Below are 14,326 nucleotides of genomic sequence, written 5' to 3' on the forward strand. Positions count from 1 at the left end.
TTCTAGCCGTTGACATAGTGCAGCCGGTCGAACCAGCCGCGCAGCTCTGCCGTGCGGGGGGCGATGGCGGCGGGGTCGTTGGCCTGAAGCGCCTCGGCCACCAGCGCGGCAATGGCGGGGATATCCTTGACCGTGACACCCCAGCGCACCAGTTCCGGCGTGCCGATCCGCAGCCCGTTCATGTCGCCCGCAACCTCCTCGACCGGGAGACCGATGCCGCAGGCAAGGAACCCCGCCTTTTCGAGGGTCTTTGACGCCGCTTGTCCGCCGCCGTAGGGGGCGGCCAAAACTGCGAACTGATGCGAGGTGGTGAAGCCGCCCTTGCCCCGGAATACAGGTATGCCCAGCCGGTCCAGCTCTGCCGCGAAGGCCTGCGCGGTGTCGATCATCGCACGCGCATAGGCCCGGCCATGATCCCGCCAGTCCAGCAGGCTGAGCGCAAGTGCGGCCGATTTCGCCGCGTCGAAATTCGCGGTCATCCCCGGAAAGGCGATACTGTCCAGCCGCTGGGCAATCTCGGCTTCATTGGTCACGATAAGCCCGCCCGCCGGACCGCCGAGGGATTTATAAGTGCTCATCGTCATCAGATGCGCACCTTCGGCCAGCGGGTTGGCCCATGCCCCGCCCGCGATGATCCCGCATTGGTGGGCTGCGTCGAACAGGACCTTGGCCCCGACCTTGTCGGCGATGGCCCGGATTTCGCGCACCGGATGGGGAAAAAGGTTGAGCGAGCCGCCGATGGTGATGACTTTCGGGCGTAGGTCGAGCGCCAGCTTTTCCAGCGCATCCAGATCGACAGTGTAGCCGTCTGCGTTTACCGGGGCGGGGTGGGTCGTGAGCCCGTAGAGCCCGGCGCAGCCGTCGGCGTGATGGGTGACATGGCCGCCAACCGCGGCGGGTGGGGCGATGATTGCGTCGCCGGGCTTTGCCAGCGCCATGAAGCCATAAAGATTGGCGATGGCCCCCGACGGCACCCGGATTTCGGCATAGCGCGCGCCGAAGATCTCACAGGCCAGTTCGGCGGCCAGCACCTCAATCTCCTCGATCGCTTGCAGGCCCATTTCGTATTTGTCGCCCGGGTAGCCGAGCGAGGGCCGCGACCCCAGACCGCGGGCCAGCGCGGCCTCTGCCTTGGGGTTCATCACGTTTGTGGCGGGGTTCAGGTTGAAACAGGCCTTGGTGTGGATGCGATCGTTTTCGGTGATCAACGCTTCGATCCGGTCCGCGACGGTGGCGGAGGGGGCAGAGGCGGTGGCGGCGATGTCCTGAACGCGGGTTTCGCAGTTGGCGGGCACCCAGGGGCGGCGGGCAAGGTGGATCATGGCGGGCTCCTTTTCGTTGAAGACAAGATCGGCGGGGGGCGGGCTTGCGTGCAAATCAGTTTTCTGAAAATTTAGGGTTAGAAAAATTAAGGCTATGCCATGACCCTTGCCCCGCCCCCCATGCGCCTGCCCGCGCTGAATGCCCTGCGTGCCTTCGAGGCGGCGGCGCGGCTCGGCGGGTTCGCGGCGGCGGCCGAGGAGTTGGGCGTGACCCCCGGCGCGGTCACCGCCCATATCAAGGGCTTGGAGGCCGATCTGGGCGCGCCCCTGTTCGAGCGGCAGGCCAAGGGGGTGCAACTGACTGCGTTGGGCGCGCGCTGCCTGCCCGCGCTGTCCGAGGCCTTCGACAGTCTGGGCATCGCGGTGCAGACGCTGCGGGCCGAGGCGGCGCCGCAGGTTGTCCAGATCGCGGCCCTGCCGGCGGTGGCGCAGCTTTGGCTGTCGCCGCGCCTGCCGGGTCTGCGGGCGGCATTCCCCGGCCTGTCGGTGTCAATCACCGCGATGGAACGGCCGCCGAACCTGAAGCGGGCGCCCTATGACATGACATTGTTCTATGAGGCTGCGGGTGGCGTTGTGGTCGCGCGGGACGAGATTTTTCCCGTCTGCGCCCCGACCCTGGCCAGGCATGTCAAGGCGGCGTCCGACCTGTCGTTAGTGCCCTGCCTGTCCGACGCGGTCTGGTCTGAGGATTGGCAGGTCTGGGCCGCCGAACATGCGCCCGGTCTGGTGCCGCGCGGGCCGGTGCATTCCCTGTTCGCGCTTGCGGTCGAAGAGGCCGTGAACGGGGCGGGGGTGCTGATGGCACACGGGGCGTTGGTCGAACGGCATCTGGACAGCGGCGCCCTTGTCGCGCCCCTGCCGGGCCGTGTGCGGCTGGATCGGGATTTGCGGCTTGGCTTTGCCCGCCCCCCGCGCCCGGGGTCTGCCGTGGCGCGGGTTGCGGATTGGCTGCGCTCGTCAGGCGAAGGCGGCCTTTAGGGCGATCTCGACCATATCGCCAAAGGTCTTTTCGCGGTCTTCACTGGGCAGGGCCTCGTGCGTCAGAAGGTGGTCGGACACGGTGAAGACGGCCAGCGCGCGGGCCTTGTGACGGGCGGCGAGGATGTATAGCTCTGCCGCTTCCATCTCGACCCCCAGAACCCCGTGGCGGATCATCTGTTCCTGAAGGTCGTTGCGTTCGTCATAGAAGGTGTCGGAGGAATAGATGTTGCCGACATGGGTCGCCACATCGACGGATTTCGCAGCCTCGACCGCGGCGGCCAGAAGACCGTAGTCGGCGCAGGGGGCGAAATTCAGGTCACGCAGGATGCCGCGGGATGGGGTCGACATGGTAGTGCAGGTCATGGCGATGATTACGTCGCGAACCTTGACGTGATGTTGCATCCCGCCACAGGACCCGATCCGGATCAGCGTCTTGGCGCCGTAGTCACGGATCAGTTCGTTGGCGTAGATGGAAAAGGACGGCATCCCCATGCCCGACCCCTGCACGGTCACGCGGTGGCCGTTCCATGTTCCGGTGAACCCCAGCATTCCGCGCACCTGATTGATGCATTCGGCGTCCTGCAGGAATGTCTCGGCGATCCATTTGGCGCGATAGGGGTCGCCGGGCATCAGCACGGTTTCCGCGATCTGGCCGGGCTGTGCCCCGATATGAACGGTCATTTGGATGACTCCTTGGTTATTTTGATTATCCTGACAGGGGTAAGGCCAAGTCGGGAAAATGCCAATGACCAGATTCTTATGGGTCCTTTTGCTGTTTCCAGCAAATCTCTGGGCGCAGGACCTTGCGGAAATGGAGCTTGCACGGGAAACGTTGCGGGCGTTGCAGGCCCCGTCTTTTGCCAAGCGGCGCGAGTATTGCGGGTTTATCGGATATGACGCGCGCGGCGTTCTGATCGCGACCGATCCGTCACCCGGAACGCAGGCCACCTGTTATTCGGAAATACCCGAGAATTTCGCCCCGGTCGCATCCTATCATACCCACGGGGCATTCGATGTCGGGTATATCAACGAGGTGCCCAGCGATACCGATTATCGCAGCGATGCGGCGCTCTACCTGAATGGCTTTGTCTCCACCCCCGGCGGGCGGCTTTGGTATGTGGATACCCGCAATCGCGAGGTGCGTCAGATTTGCGGGGTCGCCTGCCTCCCCGTTGCGCCCGGGTTTTACAAGGGGCTCAACGGAGAGATTCAGGACGTCTATTCGGTCGAGGAATTAATGCGGTTGATGGAGGATTAAAGTTCCATCGTCGACGGGTCGGCCCCGCCTGCGATCGCGTCCTTGAACCATTGCGGCTGTCGGCCTTTCCCGGTCCAGGTCTGGCTGGAATCCGAAGGGTTTGCGTATTTCGCAACACCGGCGGTTTTCGGGGCTTTTGCAGCTTTGGGTTTGCGGCCGCGTTTTTTCGGGGCCCCGGCACCGGTCAGGTCATCCAGAGAAAAGCCGAAATCGCGGGCGGCTTTCTCGGCTGCTTCAAGGGCCAGCTTCTTTTCGGACTCGGCCACTTTTGCAAGGGCCTTGTCCACATCCGCCCGAAGCTTTTCAAGCTCCTTGCGGGACAGTGACTTCAGATTGAATTTCATGTTCTCGCTCCTTCGAAATTCGTTTGGAACTCGTGCCATAGAAATCACTGACAAAAAACAAAAATGCCTTGAAACCCTGAATAATGCAATTCAGGGGCGAGAAATTGAATCGGAGCTGTCGTTATTCGGCAGCTACGGCCTTTGGTTCGGCGAGATCGGCAATATCGGCCATGATCCGGTTCAATTCGAAATCCTTCGGCGTATAGACCCGGTCTACCCCCATCGCGCGCAGTTTTGCGGCGTCATCTTCGGGAATGATCCCGCCCGCGATGACCGGGATATGCCCCAGCCCGGCGGCTTTCATCTTTTCCAGAACCTCGGCGATCAGCGGCAGGTGCGATCCAGACAGGATTGACAGGCCGACGACATGGGCGTCGTCCTCTGCCGCTTGGGCCACGATCTCATCGGGGGTCAGGCGGATCCCCTGATAGGTGATGTCCATGCCCACGTCGCGGGCCCGGGCGGCAATCTGTTCGGCCCCGTTGGAATGGCCATCCAACCCCGGCTTGCCGACAAGAAATTTCAACTTGCGGCCCAGCTTGCGGCTGACCTCGTCCACGCGGGCACGGATATCGTCCAGCCCTTCGGTCCGGTTCGACGGGTTCGGGGACACGCCGGTTGGTGCGCGGTATTGGCCAAAGGCAGTGCGCACCTCTTCGGCCCATTCGCCGGTGGTGACCCCCGCCTTGGCACAGGCGATCGAGGCGGGCATGACGTTTTCGCCCGATAGGGCAGCGGCGCGCAGATCGGCCAGTGCCCGGGCGACCGCGCCCGCATCCCGCCCGGCCTTCCATGCGGCAAGGCGGGCGAGCTGATCCGCCTCGGCTGCCGCGTCGACGGTCATGATCGCGTCGTCGCCCGCGGTCAGCGGCGAGGGTTCGCCCTGCTGCCATTTGTTGACGCCGACAACGGTGGTTTCGCCGGATTCGATATTGGCGATGCGGGCGGCGTTCGAGTCCACCAGTCGTGACTTCATATAGTCGATGGCCTTGACCGCGCCGCCCATCGCGTCGATCTGGGCCAGTTCGGCGCGCGCGCCGTCTTTCAGCGCCTCGACCTTGGCGGTGACGGCGGGGTTGCCATCGAACAGGTCGCCGAATTCCAGAAGATCGGTTTCATAGGCGAGAATCTGTTGCATCCGCAGCGACCATTGCTGATCCCAGGGGCGGGGCAGGCCAAGCGCCTCGTTCCAGGCGGGCAATTGAACGGCGCGGGCGCGGGCGTTCTTTGACAGGGTTACGGCCAGCGTTTCCAGAAGGATGCGGTAGACGTTATTCTCTGGCTGCTGTTCGGTCAGCCCAAGGGAATTGACCTGCACCCCGTAGCGGAAGCGGCGGAACTTCTCTTCTTCGACGCCATAGCGATCGCGGCAGATTTCATCCCACAGTTCGACAAAGGCCCGCATCTTGCACAGTTCGGTGACAAAGCGGATGCCCGCGTTCACGAAGAAGGAAATACGGCCGACCATGGCCGGAAATGCTTCGGTCGGAACCTTACGCTTCAGGTCGTCCAGAACCGCAATGGCGGTGGCTAGGGCGAAGGCAAGCTCTTCCTCCGGCGTCGCGCCCGCCTCTTGCAAGTGGTAGGAACAGACGTTCATCGGGTTCCATTTGGGCAGGTGTTCGCGGGTGTAGGCGGCCACATCCGTGATCATCCGCAAGGACGGTTCCGGCGGGCAGATATAGGTGCCCCGCGACAGGTATTCCTTGATGATGTCGTTCTGAACCGTGCCCTGAAGCGCGGAAATGTCGGCGCCCTGTTCCTCGGCCACAGCGATATAGAGCGCCAGAAGCCAGGGCGCGGTCGCGTTGATCGTCATCGAGGTGTTCATCTGCTCCAGCGGGATCTGATCGAACAGCGCCCGCATGTCGCCCAGATGGCAGACGGGCACCCCAACCTTGCCGACCTCGCCACGGGCCAGCGCATGGTCGCTGTCGTATCCCGTCTGTGTGGGCAGGTCGAAGGCCACGGAAAGCCCGGTTTGGCCCTTGGCCAGATTGCCCCGGTAAAGCGCATTGGACGCGGCGGCAGTCGAATGCCCGGCGTAGGTTCTGAACAGCCAGGGGCGGTCTTTCTGCATCTGCGACATGAACGGGCCTCGTGAATCTATGGGGTAATTTTCTTACGTCACGAGGTAAATACTTGGAATTTTCTGGCGCGTCAATTCGCTGCGTTGCGGCGCGTGGTTTGTGCTGCGTTGCAGCTTCGCTCTTTTGGGTGGGAAGGTAGGCCGTGTTTCGGCGCTGAACGATCAGGCTAGAGATCGACCAGAGACAAAGGCCCCCTGTAAGGGGTCGCCAATGTGTCCATCTCCCGCAGCAGAACCGAGGTTTCACGCGCCGTCAAAGACAGGCGCGCTGTCACCATCGGCGCGGCATTCGGGATCAGTTCGGGGAATGCCAAGGCTGCGGGGCTGCCGGGAAGAAAGCTCTCGCTCGGGGTGCCATTGGCCCAGATGATTTCATGCTGGTCGAACAGAAGATGGTAGTAATCGACGGTCGGCATCAACTTGCGCCGGATCTGATTCACGCCGACCATGGCCTTCGCCGGGCACAGGACCTCGTTTGCGCCAAACATCAATTCCGCCATCGGAGACGCCAGCAACATGCGATGTTGGGGCGAAACGAGCAGGTCACGCGTGTTGCCGACAGAACCGCGTGGAAAGAGAACCGGAGCACCGTCCGCCAAGGCAATGCGCCGGGTGAAGCCGACCCAGCGCAGCGCTTGCAGCCCGTGGTCAAGCGTCGGGATCAGGCAACCCTTGCGCAAAGCCTCGATAGGGATGGGCCCGGACTGCGTTTCAATCTGCGTCCCTTTCGCAAAGCACGGCGTCAGTTCGAGATTTGAAATGTAGTAGCTTCCGCCCGGCTGCCAGCCGGAAATGCCAGAGCCGCCGCCGGTATCGCCGACGTCGATAATTTCAATGGATCGATAGGTTCCTTCGATCCGGTCGACGAGGTCGGTTATATAGACATCGCCGTTGTCCAACTGGAAGGCGACGACCAGCGTCGTAAAGGTCGTACCGTCGAGGTTGGTGACAAGCAGGCTGACGACCATGAAGGTGTCGATGGCAGAGGTCACGCCCCCGACCGTCACCGTGTCGATCGACCCGGTTTCCGAGATAGAGCCGTTGTTATCGACATCTTCGAGGACAAAGCTGTCGATGACGGCGCTGGGGTCGCTGATGACCGTCCCGATCAGGCCGTCATAATTCTCCGCAGCATTGTTGCTCTCGTCCGTGTCAAACTCGGCAAAATTGCCAGCATATAAAAGCTGCCCGGTATTGGAAATTATGGCCATTTGGCGCTCATTTTGCTTAAAGAGAACACCAAGTTTGTAGGGGCCGAGCCTTTCAATAGTGCTAATCGGCGGCCGAGAATGGCTATTGTCCCATGTGGCAGGATGCTGCAAAGCTTCGTGTCATGGGCACGACTGTCACATTACCGCTCTGGCTGTTTCTGTTGGTTCTGCTCTTTGCGGCCGTCACCTTTGCATCGCATTTCCTGTTTCCTTCGGTCCGATGGTTTTTTCGCCGCCGGGCAGAGAAGGTCATTGCGCGGCTGAACGAACGGCTGGCCCGCCCGATCGAGCCGTTCAAGCTGGCCCGCCGCTATGACATGATCCAGCGGCTGATCTACGACCCCGAAGTCAGTCAGGCTATCGTGGATTATGCTGCCGAAGAAGGAGTTCCCGAGAACGTCGCCTTTGAAAAGGCCCGCCGCTATGCCCGCGAGATCGTGCCGGGGTTTTCCGCGACCGCCTATTTCACGGTCGGGACGCGATTGGCACGCTGGCTGTCCCGGTCGCTGTACCGGATCAGGTTGGGGGCGTTTGACCGGGATGCGCTGGAAGACATCGACGCGGATGCCGCCGTGGTCTTTGTGATGAACCACCGGTCGAACATGGACTATGTTCTGGTGACCTATCTGGTGTCGCGGGCGTCTGCCCTGTCCTACGCGGTGGGCGAATGGGCGCGGGTCTGGCCGCTGTCGGCGGTGATCCGGTCAATGGGCGCCTATTTCATCCGGCGCAAATCGCGGGGCGCGCTGTATCGCCGGGTGCTGGCCCGCTATGTCCAACTGTCCACGCAGGGCGGGGTCACACAGGCCATGTTCCCCGAGGGTGGGCTGTCGGTCACCGGGCGGGTGATGGAGGCGAAGCTGGGCTTGCTAAGCTATATCGTGGAATCCTGGTCGCCCGGCGGGCGCGAGGTGATCTTTGTCCCCGTGGCGCTGAACTATGATCGGGTTCTGGAAGACAGGTTTCTGATCAAGGCGGACAAGACCGGGGTGCGCCGGTTCCGGCCCCCGCTGGGCACCGTGGTGAGGGCGGTTCTGGGCCATCTGTGGCAGCGGGTCACCTTCCGGTTCAAGGGGTTTGGCACGGCGTCGGTCGGGTTTGGGCAGCCCCTGCGTCTGTCAACCTTTGCCGGGGCTGGTCAGTCGGAAGAGGTGACATCGGCCGTTGCCGCCGAATTGATGGACCGGATCCGGGCAGTGGTGCCGGTGATGCCGGTGCCGCTGGTGTCCCGGATGATCCTGCAGGGGGTGACCGAGCGTGGGGCGCTGAAGGTCGCGGCCCAAAGCGCGATTGACATGTTCCGGTCCAACGGGGTCACGGTGCCGCGCCGGGATGCCCGCACGGTGACCCAGGACGCGCTGGAAATCCTGTTTCAGCGCGGCCTTGTTCGCGAAGAAGACGGGCGCATCCTTGTGGAGGACGGGGCCGAGGACGTGCTGGCCTATTATGCCGCCTCGATCGCGCATCACTTCAAGTCAGGGACGCGGAAAGTCCCGAATGCCGTGGAAAGTGACGCTGCGGTGCGGCAGTAATAAAATTACAAAAATACCGGCATTCGCGATTGCATTGTTTCGCGCAGAATAATATCTCTGCGGTGTAGCGCCGATTCTGCGGCGCGGCAAAATGGTGCCCGAAAGCCGATGGAGAAACAGATGGCCCTCGACGAAACTACCCCCGCTGCGACCTACAGCGCGCCGAAAAAGGACCTCTATGAGATCGGGGAAATCCCGCCGCTCGGCCATGTGCCGGAAAAGATGTACGCTTGGGCCATCCGGCGCGAACGTCACGGCGAACCCGAGACATCGTTCCAGAAAGAGGTTGTCGACACCTGGAAGATCGACAGCCACGAGGTGTTGGTTCTCGTGATGGCGGCGGGCGTCAACTATAACGGCGTCTGGGCAGGCCTTGGCAAACCGATCAGCCCCTTTGACGTGCACAAGCAGGATTATCACATCGCCGGGTCCGATGCGTCGGGCATCGTCTGGGCCGTGGGCGACAAGGTGAAGACCTGGAAGGTCGGGGATGAGGTTGTCATTCACTGTAATCAGGACGACGGCGACGACGAGGAATGCAACGGCGGCGACCCGATGTTCAGCCCGACCCAGCGCATCTGGGGTTATGAAACCGGGGACGGGTCGTTCGCGCAGTTCACCCGCGTGCAGGCGCAGCAGTTGATGCCGCGCCCCAAGCACCTGACCTGGGAAGAAAGCGCCTGCTACACGCTGACGTTGGCCACCGCCTACCGGATGCTGTTCGGCCATCACCCGCACGAGCTGAAGCCCGGTCAGAACGTTCTGGTCTGGGGCGCGTCAGGCGGGCTCGGGTCCTATGCGATCCAGTTGGCCAATACGGCCGGGGCGAATGCGATTGGCGTGATCTCGGATGAATCCAAGCGTCAGTTCGTGATGGATCAGGGGGCCAAGGGTGTCATCAACCGCAAGGACTTCAACTGCTGGGGGCAACTGCCCACGGTGAACAGCCCCGAATACAATGAATGGCTGAAAGAGGCCCGCAAGTTCGGCAAGGCGATCTGGGACATCACCGGCAAGGGCGTCAACGTCGACATGGTCTTCGAACACCCGGGCGAGGCGACCTTTCCCGTGTCGACCCTTATCGTGAAGAAGGGCGGGATGGTGGTGATCTGCGCCGGGACCAGCGGGTTCAACTGCACCTTCGATGTCCGCTATATGTGGATGCACCAGAAGCGTCTTCAGGGATCGCATTTCGCCAACCTCAAGCAGGCCGCTAGCGCCAACCGCCTGATGGTCGAGCGGCGTCTGGACCCCTGCATGTCCGAGGTCTTCGGCTGGGATGATATCCCGCAGGCGCATACCAAGATGCTGCGCAACGAACACAAGCCGGGCAACATGGCGGTGCTGGTCCAAAGCCCGCGTCCGGGCATTCGCACCTTCGAGGACGTGATCGCCGAATCGCGCCAGTAGCAACCGGCAGACAGCGAAATGGGGGCGTGGTTCACGGGGACCGCGCCCCTTTTTGATTCAAATGCTTGAGAAATCGCCCTCCCCCCATTTCTGGGGGGATAAGATTGGCGAATATTTCTTTTACCTTCGCCGTGCTACCATTGGTTGTTAAGGAAACGTTAACCCTTACTCACGAGGCTATCCCATGGGAAATGAGTGGATCATCGACGTTCTGGAAGACCTGAAGACCTTCGCCCGGATGAATGGCCTGGACACCCTGGCCAGTCAGCTGGACGACACCGCAGAAGTCGCCCGGATCGAGATTGAGTCCACCATGACGGGGGCGCCGCTATCGGTGGTGGGTGATGGGACCAAATTTGGACGACTTCCTGCACAGACTGGAACAGGCCACCGGGCTTGACCAGCTACAAGACCTGATCGTCGCGCTGCGCGACAGGTTTTCCGTAGATCACATCGTCTATCACTGGGTTAGTGCCGACGGCGAGCAATATGGCTGCGGCACCTACAGCCCGGAGTGGGTACAGCGTTACGTCGATCTGGACTACCTGCGCATCGACCCGGTGGTTCTGGGCTGTTTCAGCCGGTTCCACCCCGTCGACTGGAAGCGGCTGGACTGGAGCGGGAAGGCCGCGCGCGCCTTTCGCCGTGACGCCATCGACCACGGGGTCGGAAATCAGGGCTATTCCATTCCGATCCGGGGCCCGAACGGGCAATTCGCGCTGTTCACCGTGTCCCACAATTGCGACGACGAAACCTGGGCCGAATTCGCGCGGGACAATCAGCGGACCCTCATATTGGTGGCGCATTTCTTCAATCAAAAGGCGCTGGAGTTTGAAAAGAACCGCACCCCGCCGCCTGTCAAGCTGCTGTCGCCGCGGGAAACCGATGCGCTGACCTTTCTGGCGATGGGCTATGCCCGGGGGCAGGTGGCCGAGATGCTGGACATCTCGGAACACACCCTGCGGGCCTATATCGAAAGCGCGCGGTTCAAGCTGAACGCGCTGAACACCACCCATGCCGTTGCCCGTGCCCTGACCGAGGGACTGATTGTCGTGGGTGGCAGCGCCCGGGCGGCCTCGGGCGACTGGCCGGGGCGGGGCAGCGTTCCTTCGGCGCGACCGGCCGCAAACGCGGCGGAGTAGCCTTTCGTTAACCTGTCCGTCACGCCGCCGTCGGCGGATGTTAACCATTTCCGTCCTACCCTTTTGACCGGGATCGCTGGCGAAAGGAACGGATGATGCTTCGGTATATCTATGGAACGGATCTGGGGAACTATCCGCGGCTGGCCGCGACCATGTTCAGGGATCGGGCCACGCAGTTTCAGGATCGGCTGGGCTGGGATGTCAGTGTCGACGATCAGGGGTTCGAACGGGATGAATACGACGCGCTCAACCCGCTTTACGCGATCTGGGAAAAGGCCGATGGCACCCACGGCGGGTCCATGCGGTTTCTGCCGACCACCGGGCGGACTATGGCGCGTGATCATTTCGGGCATCTGGGCGGCGCGGAAATCGCCTCTCCGCATGTCTGGGAATGCACTCGGTTCTGCCTGTCCCCCGAGGCGGATGGCAAGGTGGCAGCCGCGCTGATGCTGGGCGGGGGCGAGTTGATGCGAGCCTTCGCCGTGGATCATTTCCTGGGCATTTTCGACGCAAGGATGGTTCGGATCTACCGGATGATCGGCGCCTCGCCCGAGGTGCTGGGCAGCGAGGGGACGGGCATGGGCCGGATCAGCATTGGCCTGTGGTCCTATTCGCCCGAGGCGCGGGCGCGGGTCATCCGCCGGGCGGGTCTGTCCTCGGCCCTGTCCGAGACCTGGTTCGCGCGGTCGTTCGGGCATTCGGTTCGCCCGGAACTGGCAAGAACCGCCTGACGCATCTGGTCCTGTCTGGCGCGCCCCTGTAGGGTCGCGCCATGACCGCGACCGCACTTACATTCTCCGACGATCAGGCGCAGGCCTGGGACACGATTGCCGAGCTATTGCGGGGCAGTGGCGTGGACCTAGACGACAGTCTGCTGACCCCGCCGCGATCGGATCAGATGGCCGTAATGGCGGTGATCGGCAAGGCCGGGTCGGGAAAGACCCTGCTGCTGGCCGAGTTGACGAAGGCGCTGAAAGAGGCAGGTGTCGACATCGTGTCGGGCGATTGGGAAGGCAAGCGCCGCAAGGACCGCCGCACGCTGGCCATTCTTGCCCCGACCAACAAGGCGGCAAGCGTGTTGCGCAACCGGGGCGTTCCGGCAACGACCATCCACCGCATTCTTTATACCCCAGTCTATGACCCCGAATACGAGAAGGTCGCGGAATGGCTGGCCGGGCAGGGTGAGAAGCCCAGCATCGAAGGGCTGACCGAGGTGGCGCTGGACCGCGCCTGGGAAAGCTATCAGACCCATACGTCGATCCCGGCGGCGCTTGCCGCGGCGGGGCTGCGCGGGTCGGACTTCATCACCGGCTGGAAGCGCCGGGAGGACCCTCTCGACATCGGGCTTGTCGATGAAAGTTCGATGCTGGACAAGCGCCAGTTCGAAGACCTTCAGGAAATCTTTCCGACGCTTCTGTTGTTCGGCGATCCGGCACAGTTGCCCCCGGTTCAATCCGAGGGCGGGATGGTGTTCGACCAATTGCCCGAGAACCGGCGGCTGGAATTGCATCGGGTCCACCGGCAAGAGGCGGACAGCCCGATCCTGGACCTTGCCCATGCGTTGGCCGATCCGCAGCTGGATTTCCACGGCTTTGAACAGATGGTGCAAGAGGCTGCCCGGACGGACGACCGCGTGGTCTGGGCCGAACGGGTGGAAAGCGATCTGATGGCCCGGTCGCCGGTGCTGGTCTGGCGCAATGCCACGCGCATCCGCCTGATCCATGCGTTCCGCGCGGCCTATGGCGCGCCGGTGGATGAATTGCTGCCCGGTGAACCATTGATCTGCGACGGGATCGAACTGCCCCTGAAACACCGCAAGAAACGGCTGGATCTTGAGGCGCGCGGCCTGATCAAGGGCGCGCAGGTGGTCTATCTCGGGCCGGGCCGCAAGCCGGGCTTTTCGCGGCTGCATGTCATGGGCGCGGAAGACCCTCAGGTCTCGGCCGCCTCGATCGTGAAAATCGAAAGCCAGGAAGAGGATGAGGAACCCTTCATTCCCTTTGCGGCCCGCATGGGCGCGGTGTTCCTGCATGGCGCGGCGGTGACCATTCACAAGGCCCAAGGGTCGCAATGGGATACGGTGCAGGTCTTTGCCCCCGACATCTATGCCGCAAGCCGCATGGGCCGGGTCGAAGCCGGTCAGCCGCTGTGGAAACGGCTGGCCTATGTGGCGATCACACGGGCCGAGACTCAATTGCGCTGGGTCGTCCGCAACCGTCTGGCCCGCCCGACCGATGCGCTGCGGGTGGATGATCTGCGCGTGCCCGCGACCGCATTGGAATTGACGGCAGAGGAGCTTGAGGCATGAAATCCATCATCGTCACCGGGGCCAGCGCCGGGATCGGGCGGGCCGTGGCGGACCGGTTCCTGTCCGGCGGTTGGCGGGTGGGGCTTCTGGCCCGCCGCGCCGGGGTGCTGGAGGAGATGGCCGCGGGGCATGAGGGAGCGGTGGTGCTGCCCGCCGACGTGGGCGACCCGGCGGCGGTGCAGGCGGCCTTTGACAGCTTTGCCGCGCAGGCCGGTCGGATTGACGTCTTGTTCAACAACGCCGGTATCTTCACCCCCGCCGCGCCGATTGATGAGGTGCCCCTGTCGGACTGGGAAAAGGCCGTGCGCGTGAACCTGAGCGGCATGGTCTATTGCGCCCGCGCTGCCTTTGGCCAGATGCGGCGGCAGAAGCCGCAGGGCGGGCGGATCATCAACAACGGGTCAATCTCGGCCCATGTGCCGCGCGAAGGGGCGGTGACCTATACGGTGACCAAACACGGGATCACCGGGCTGACCCGGCAGTTGGCGCTGGACGGGCGGGCCTTTGGGATCGCCTGCGGCCAGATCGACATCGGCAATGCCATGACCGATCTGCTGGCCGGGATCGCCGAACGCGCCCGGGCCGAGGGGCAGCCGGAACCCCCCAGCTTTGACGTGGCCCATGTGTCCGAAGCGGTCTGGCAAATGGCCGCCCTGCCACCCGAGGCGAACACCCTGTTTCAAACGATCATGGCGACGAAAATGCCCTATGTCGGGCGGGGCTGATTTC

The 14,326-nt window shown here is 62.9% G+C and carries 14 protein-coding genes; 9 read left to right on the forward strand and 5 right to left on the reverse strand.

Annotation, left to right across the window (positions count from 1 at the left end):
* Nucleotides 1-2 precede the first annotated feature (2 nt).
* Nucleotides 3-1,322, reverse strand: a complete 1,320-nt coding sequence (locus EU803_RS01205; RefSeq protein WP_129679029.1) for an aminotransferase class I/II-fold pyridoxal phosphate-dependent enzyme — start codon at nt 1,320-1,322, stop codon at nt 3-5.
* Between the two features lie 99 nt (nt 1,323-1,421).
* Between EU803_RS01205 and EU803_RS01210 the strand changes: the two genes are divergently transcribed.
* The gene (locus EU803_RS01210; protein WP_129679030.1) at nt 1,422-2,300 is read left to right on the forward strand and encodes a LysR family transcriptional regulator; all 879 of its coding nucleotides are present in this window, start codon (nt 1,422-1,424) and stop codon (nt 2,298-2,300) included.
* Here the strand turns inward: EU803_RS01210 and deoD are convergent.
* Nucleotides 2,280-2,984: a purine-nucleoside phosphorylase gene (deoD, locus tag EU803_RS01215; protein ID WP_129679031.1), complete on the reverse strand. Its 705-nt coding sequence runs from the start codon at nt 2,982-2,984 to the stop codon at nt 2,280-2,282. The two genes, EU803_RS01210 and deoD, sit on opposite strands and share 21 nt — an antisense overlap.
* Before the next feature lie 64 nt (nt 2,985-3,048).
* Here deoD and EU803_RS01220 point away from each other — a divergent pair, with 64 nt between their 5' ends.
* The gene (locus EU803_RS01220) at nt 3,049-3,561 is read left to right on the forward strand and encodes a DUF4329 domain-containing protein (RefSeq protein WP_165352746.1); all 513 of its coding nucleotides are present in this window, start codon (nt 3,049-3,051) and stop codon (nt 3,559-3,561) included.
* On the opposite strand, the gene EU803_RS01225 is transcribed toward EU803_RS01220, so the two are convergent.
* The 3 genes from EU803_RS01225 to EU803_RS01235 form a co-directional block, all read right to left on the reverse strand.
* Nucleotides 3,558-3,905: an H-NS histone family protein gene (locus EU803_RS01225; RefSeq protein ID WP_129679033.1), complete on the reverse strand. Its 348-nt coding sequence runs from the start codon at nt 3,903-3,905 to the stop codon at nt 3,558-3,560. The two genes, EU803_RS01220 and EU803_RS01225, sit on opposite strands and share 4 nt — an antisense overlap.
* Nucleotides 3,906-4,026: 121 nt before the next feature.
* Nucleotides 4,027-5,994: a protein meaA gene (locus EU803_RS01230; protein ID WP_129679034.1), complete on the reverse strand. Its 1,968-nt coding sequence runs from the start codon at nt 5,992-5,994 to the stop codon at nt 4,027-4,029.
* 167 nt (nt 5,995-6,161) lie between these two features.
* Complete coding sequence (locus tag EU803_RS01235) at nt 6,162-7,316, reverse strand: Hint domain-containing protein (protein WP_129679035.1); 1,155 nt, start codon at nt 7,314-7,316, stop codon at nt 6,162-6,164.
* Nucleotides 7,317-7,327: 11 nt separating this feature from the next.
* Here EU803_RS01235 and EU803_RS01240 point away from each other — a divergent pair, with 11 nt between their 5' ends.
* The 7 genes from EU803_RS01240 (at nt 7,328) to EU803_RS01270 (ending at nt 14,322) form a co-directional block, all read left to right on the forward strand.
* Nucleotides 7,328-8,737: a 1-acyl-sn-glycerol-3-phosphate acyltransferase gene (locus EU803_RS01240; RefSeq protein ID WP_129679036.1), complete on the forward strand. Its 1,410-nt coding sequence runs from the start codon at nt 7,328-7,330 to the stop codon at nt 8,735-8,737.
* A 120-nt stretch (nt 8,738-8,857) separates the two neighbouring features.
* Nucleotides 8,858-10,147 (forward strand): crotonyl-CoA carboxylase/reductase, encoded by a 1,290-nt coding sequence (ccrA, locus tag EU803_RS01245; protein ID WP_129679037.1) that lies wholly within the window; start codon nt 8,858-8,860, stop codon nt 10,145-10,147.
* A gap of 184 nt (nt 10,148-10,331) precedes the next feature.
* Nucleotides 10,332-10,547, forward strand: a complete 216-nt coding sequence (locus tag EU803_RS18700; protein ID WP_129679038.1) for a hypothetical protein — start codon at nt 10,332-10,334, stop codon at nt 10,545-10,547.
* Nucleotides 10,492-11,289, forward strand: coding sequence for an autoinducer binding domain-containing protein (locus tag EU803_RS01255; RefSeq protein ID WP_129679039.1), 798 nt, complete (start codon nt 10,492-10,494; stop codon nt 11,287-11,289). Before EU803_RS18700 ends, EU803_RS01255 begins: the two co-directional genes overlap by 56 nt.
* A 95-nt stretch (nt 11,290-11,384) precedes the next feature.
* Nucleotides 11,385-12,020: an acyl-homoserine-lactone synthase gene (locus EU803_RS01260; RefSeq protein ID WP_129679040.1), complete on the forward strand. Its 636-nt coding sequence runs from the start codon at nt 11,385-11,387 to the stop codon at nt 12,018-12,020.
* Nucleotides 12,021-12,061: 41 nt separating this feature from the next.
* On the forward strand, nt 12,062-13,597 hold the full coding sequence (locus tag EU803_RS01265; protein ID WP_129679041.1) for an AAA family ATPase: 1,536 nt from the start codon (nt 12,062-12,064) through the stop codon (nt 13,595-13,597).
* Nucleotides 13,594-14,322, forward strand: coding sequence for an SDR family oxidoreductase (locus EU803_RS01270; protein ID WP_129679042.1), 729 nt, complete (start codon nt 13,594-13,596; stop codon nt 14,320-14,322). Before EU803_RS01265 ends, EU803_RS01270 begins: the two co-directional genes overlap by 4 nt.
* The last annotated feature ends 4 nt before the right edge of the window (nt 14,323-14,326 follow it).

This window comes from Loktanella sp. IMCC34160, assembly GCF_004145845.1.
Classification (GTDB): Bacteria; Pseudomonadota; Alphaproteobacteria; order Rhodobacterales; family Rhodobacteraceae; genus SELP01.

Bases quoted from the DNA above. Each gene is read 5' to 3' on its own strand.
- EU803_RS01205 (WP_129679029.1), bottom strand. From the start codon at position 1,322: ATGATCCACCTTGCCCGCCGCCCCTGGGTGCCCGCCAACTGCGAAACC.
- EU803_RS01210 (WP_129679030.1), top strand. From the start codon at position 1,422: ATGACCCTTGCCCCGCCCCCCATGCGCCTGCCCGCGCTGAATGCCCTG.
- deoD (WP_129679031.1), bottom strand. From the start codon at position 2,984: ATGACCGTTCATATCGGGGCACAGCCCGGCCAGATCGCGGAAACCGTG.
- EU803_RS01220 (WP_165352746.1), top strand. From the start codon at position 3,049: ATGACCAGATTCTTATGGGTCCTTTTGCTGTTTCCAGCAAATCTCTGG.
- EU803_RS01225 (WP_129679033.1), bottom strand. From the start codon at position 3,905: ATGAAATTCAATCTGAAGTCACTGTCCCGCAAGGAGCTTGAAAAGCTT.
- EU803_RS01230 (WP_129679034.1), bottom strand. From the start codon at position 5,994: ATGTCGCAGATGCAGAAAGACCGCCCCTGGCTGTTCAGAACCTACGCC.
- EU803_RS01240 (WP_129679036.1), top strand. From the start codon at position 7,328: ATGGGCACGACTGTCACATTACCGCTCTGGCTGTTTCTGTTGGTTCTG.
- ccrA (WP_129679037.1), top strand. From the start codon at position 8,858: ATGGCCCTCGACGAAACTACCCCCGCTGCGACCTACAGCGCGCCGAAA.
- EU803_RS18700 (WP_129679038.1), top strand. From the start codon at position 10,332: ATGGGAAATGAGTGGATCATCGACGTTCTGGAAGACCTGAAGACCTTC.
- EU803_RS01255 (WP_129679039.1), top strand. From the start codon at position 10,492: ATGGGACCAAATTTGGACGACTTCCTGCACAGACTGGAACAGGCCACC.
- EU803_RS01260 (WP_129679040.1), top strand. From the start codon at position 11,385: ATGCTTCGGTATATCTATGGAACGGATCTGGGGAACTATCCGCGGCTG.
- EU803_RS01265 (WP_129679041.1), top strand. From the start codon at position 12,062: ATGACCGCGACCGCACTTACATTCTCCGACGATCAGGCGCAGGCCTGG.
- EU803_RS01270 (WP_129679042.1), top strand. From the start codon at position 13,594: ATGAAATCCATCATCGTCACCGGGGCCAGCGCCGGGATCGGGCGGGCC.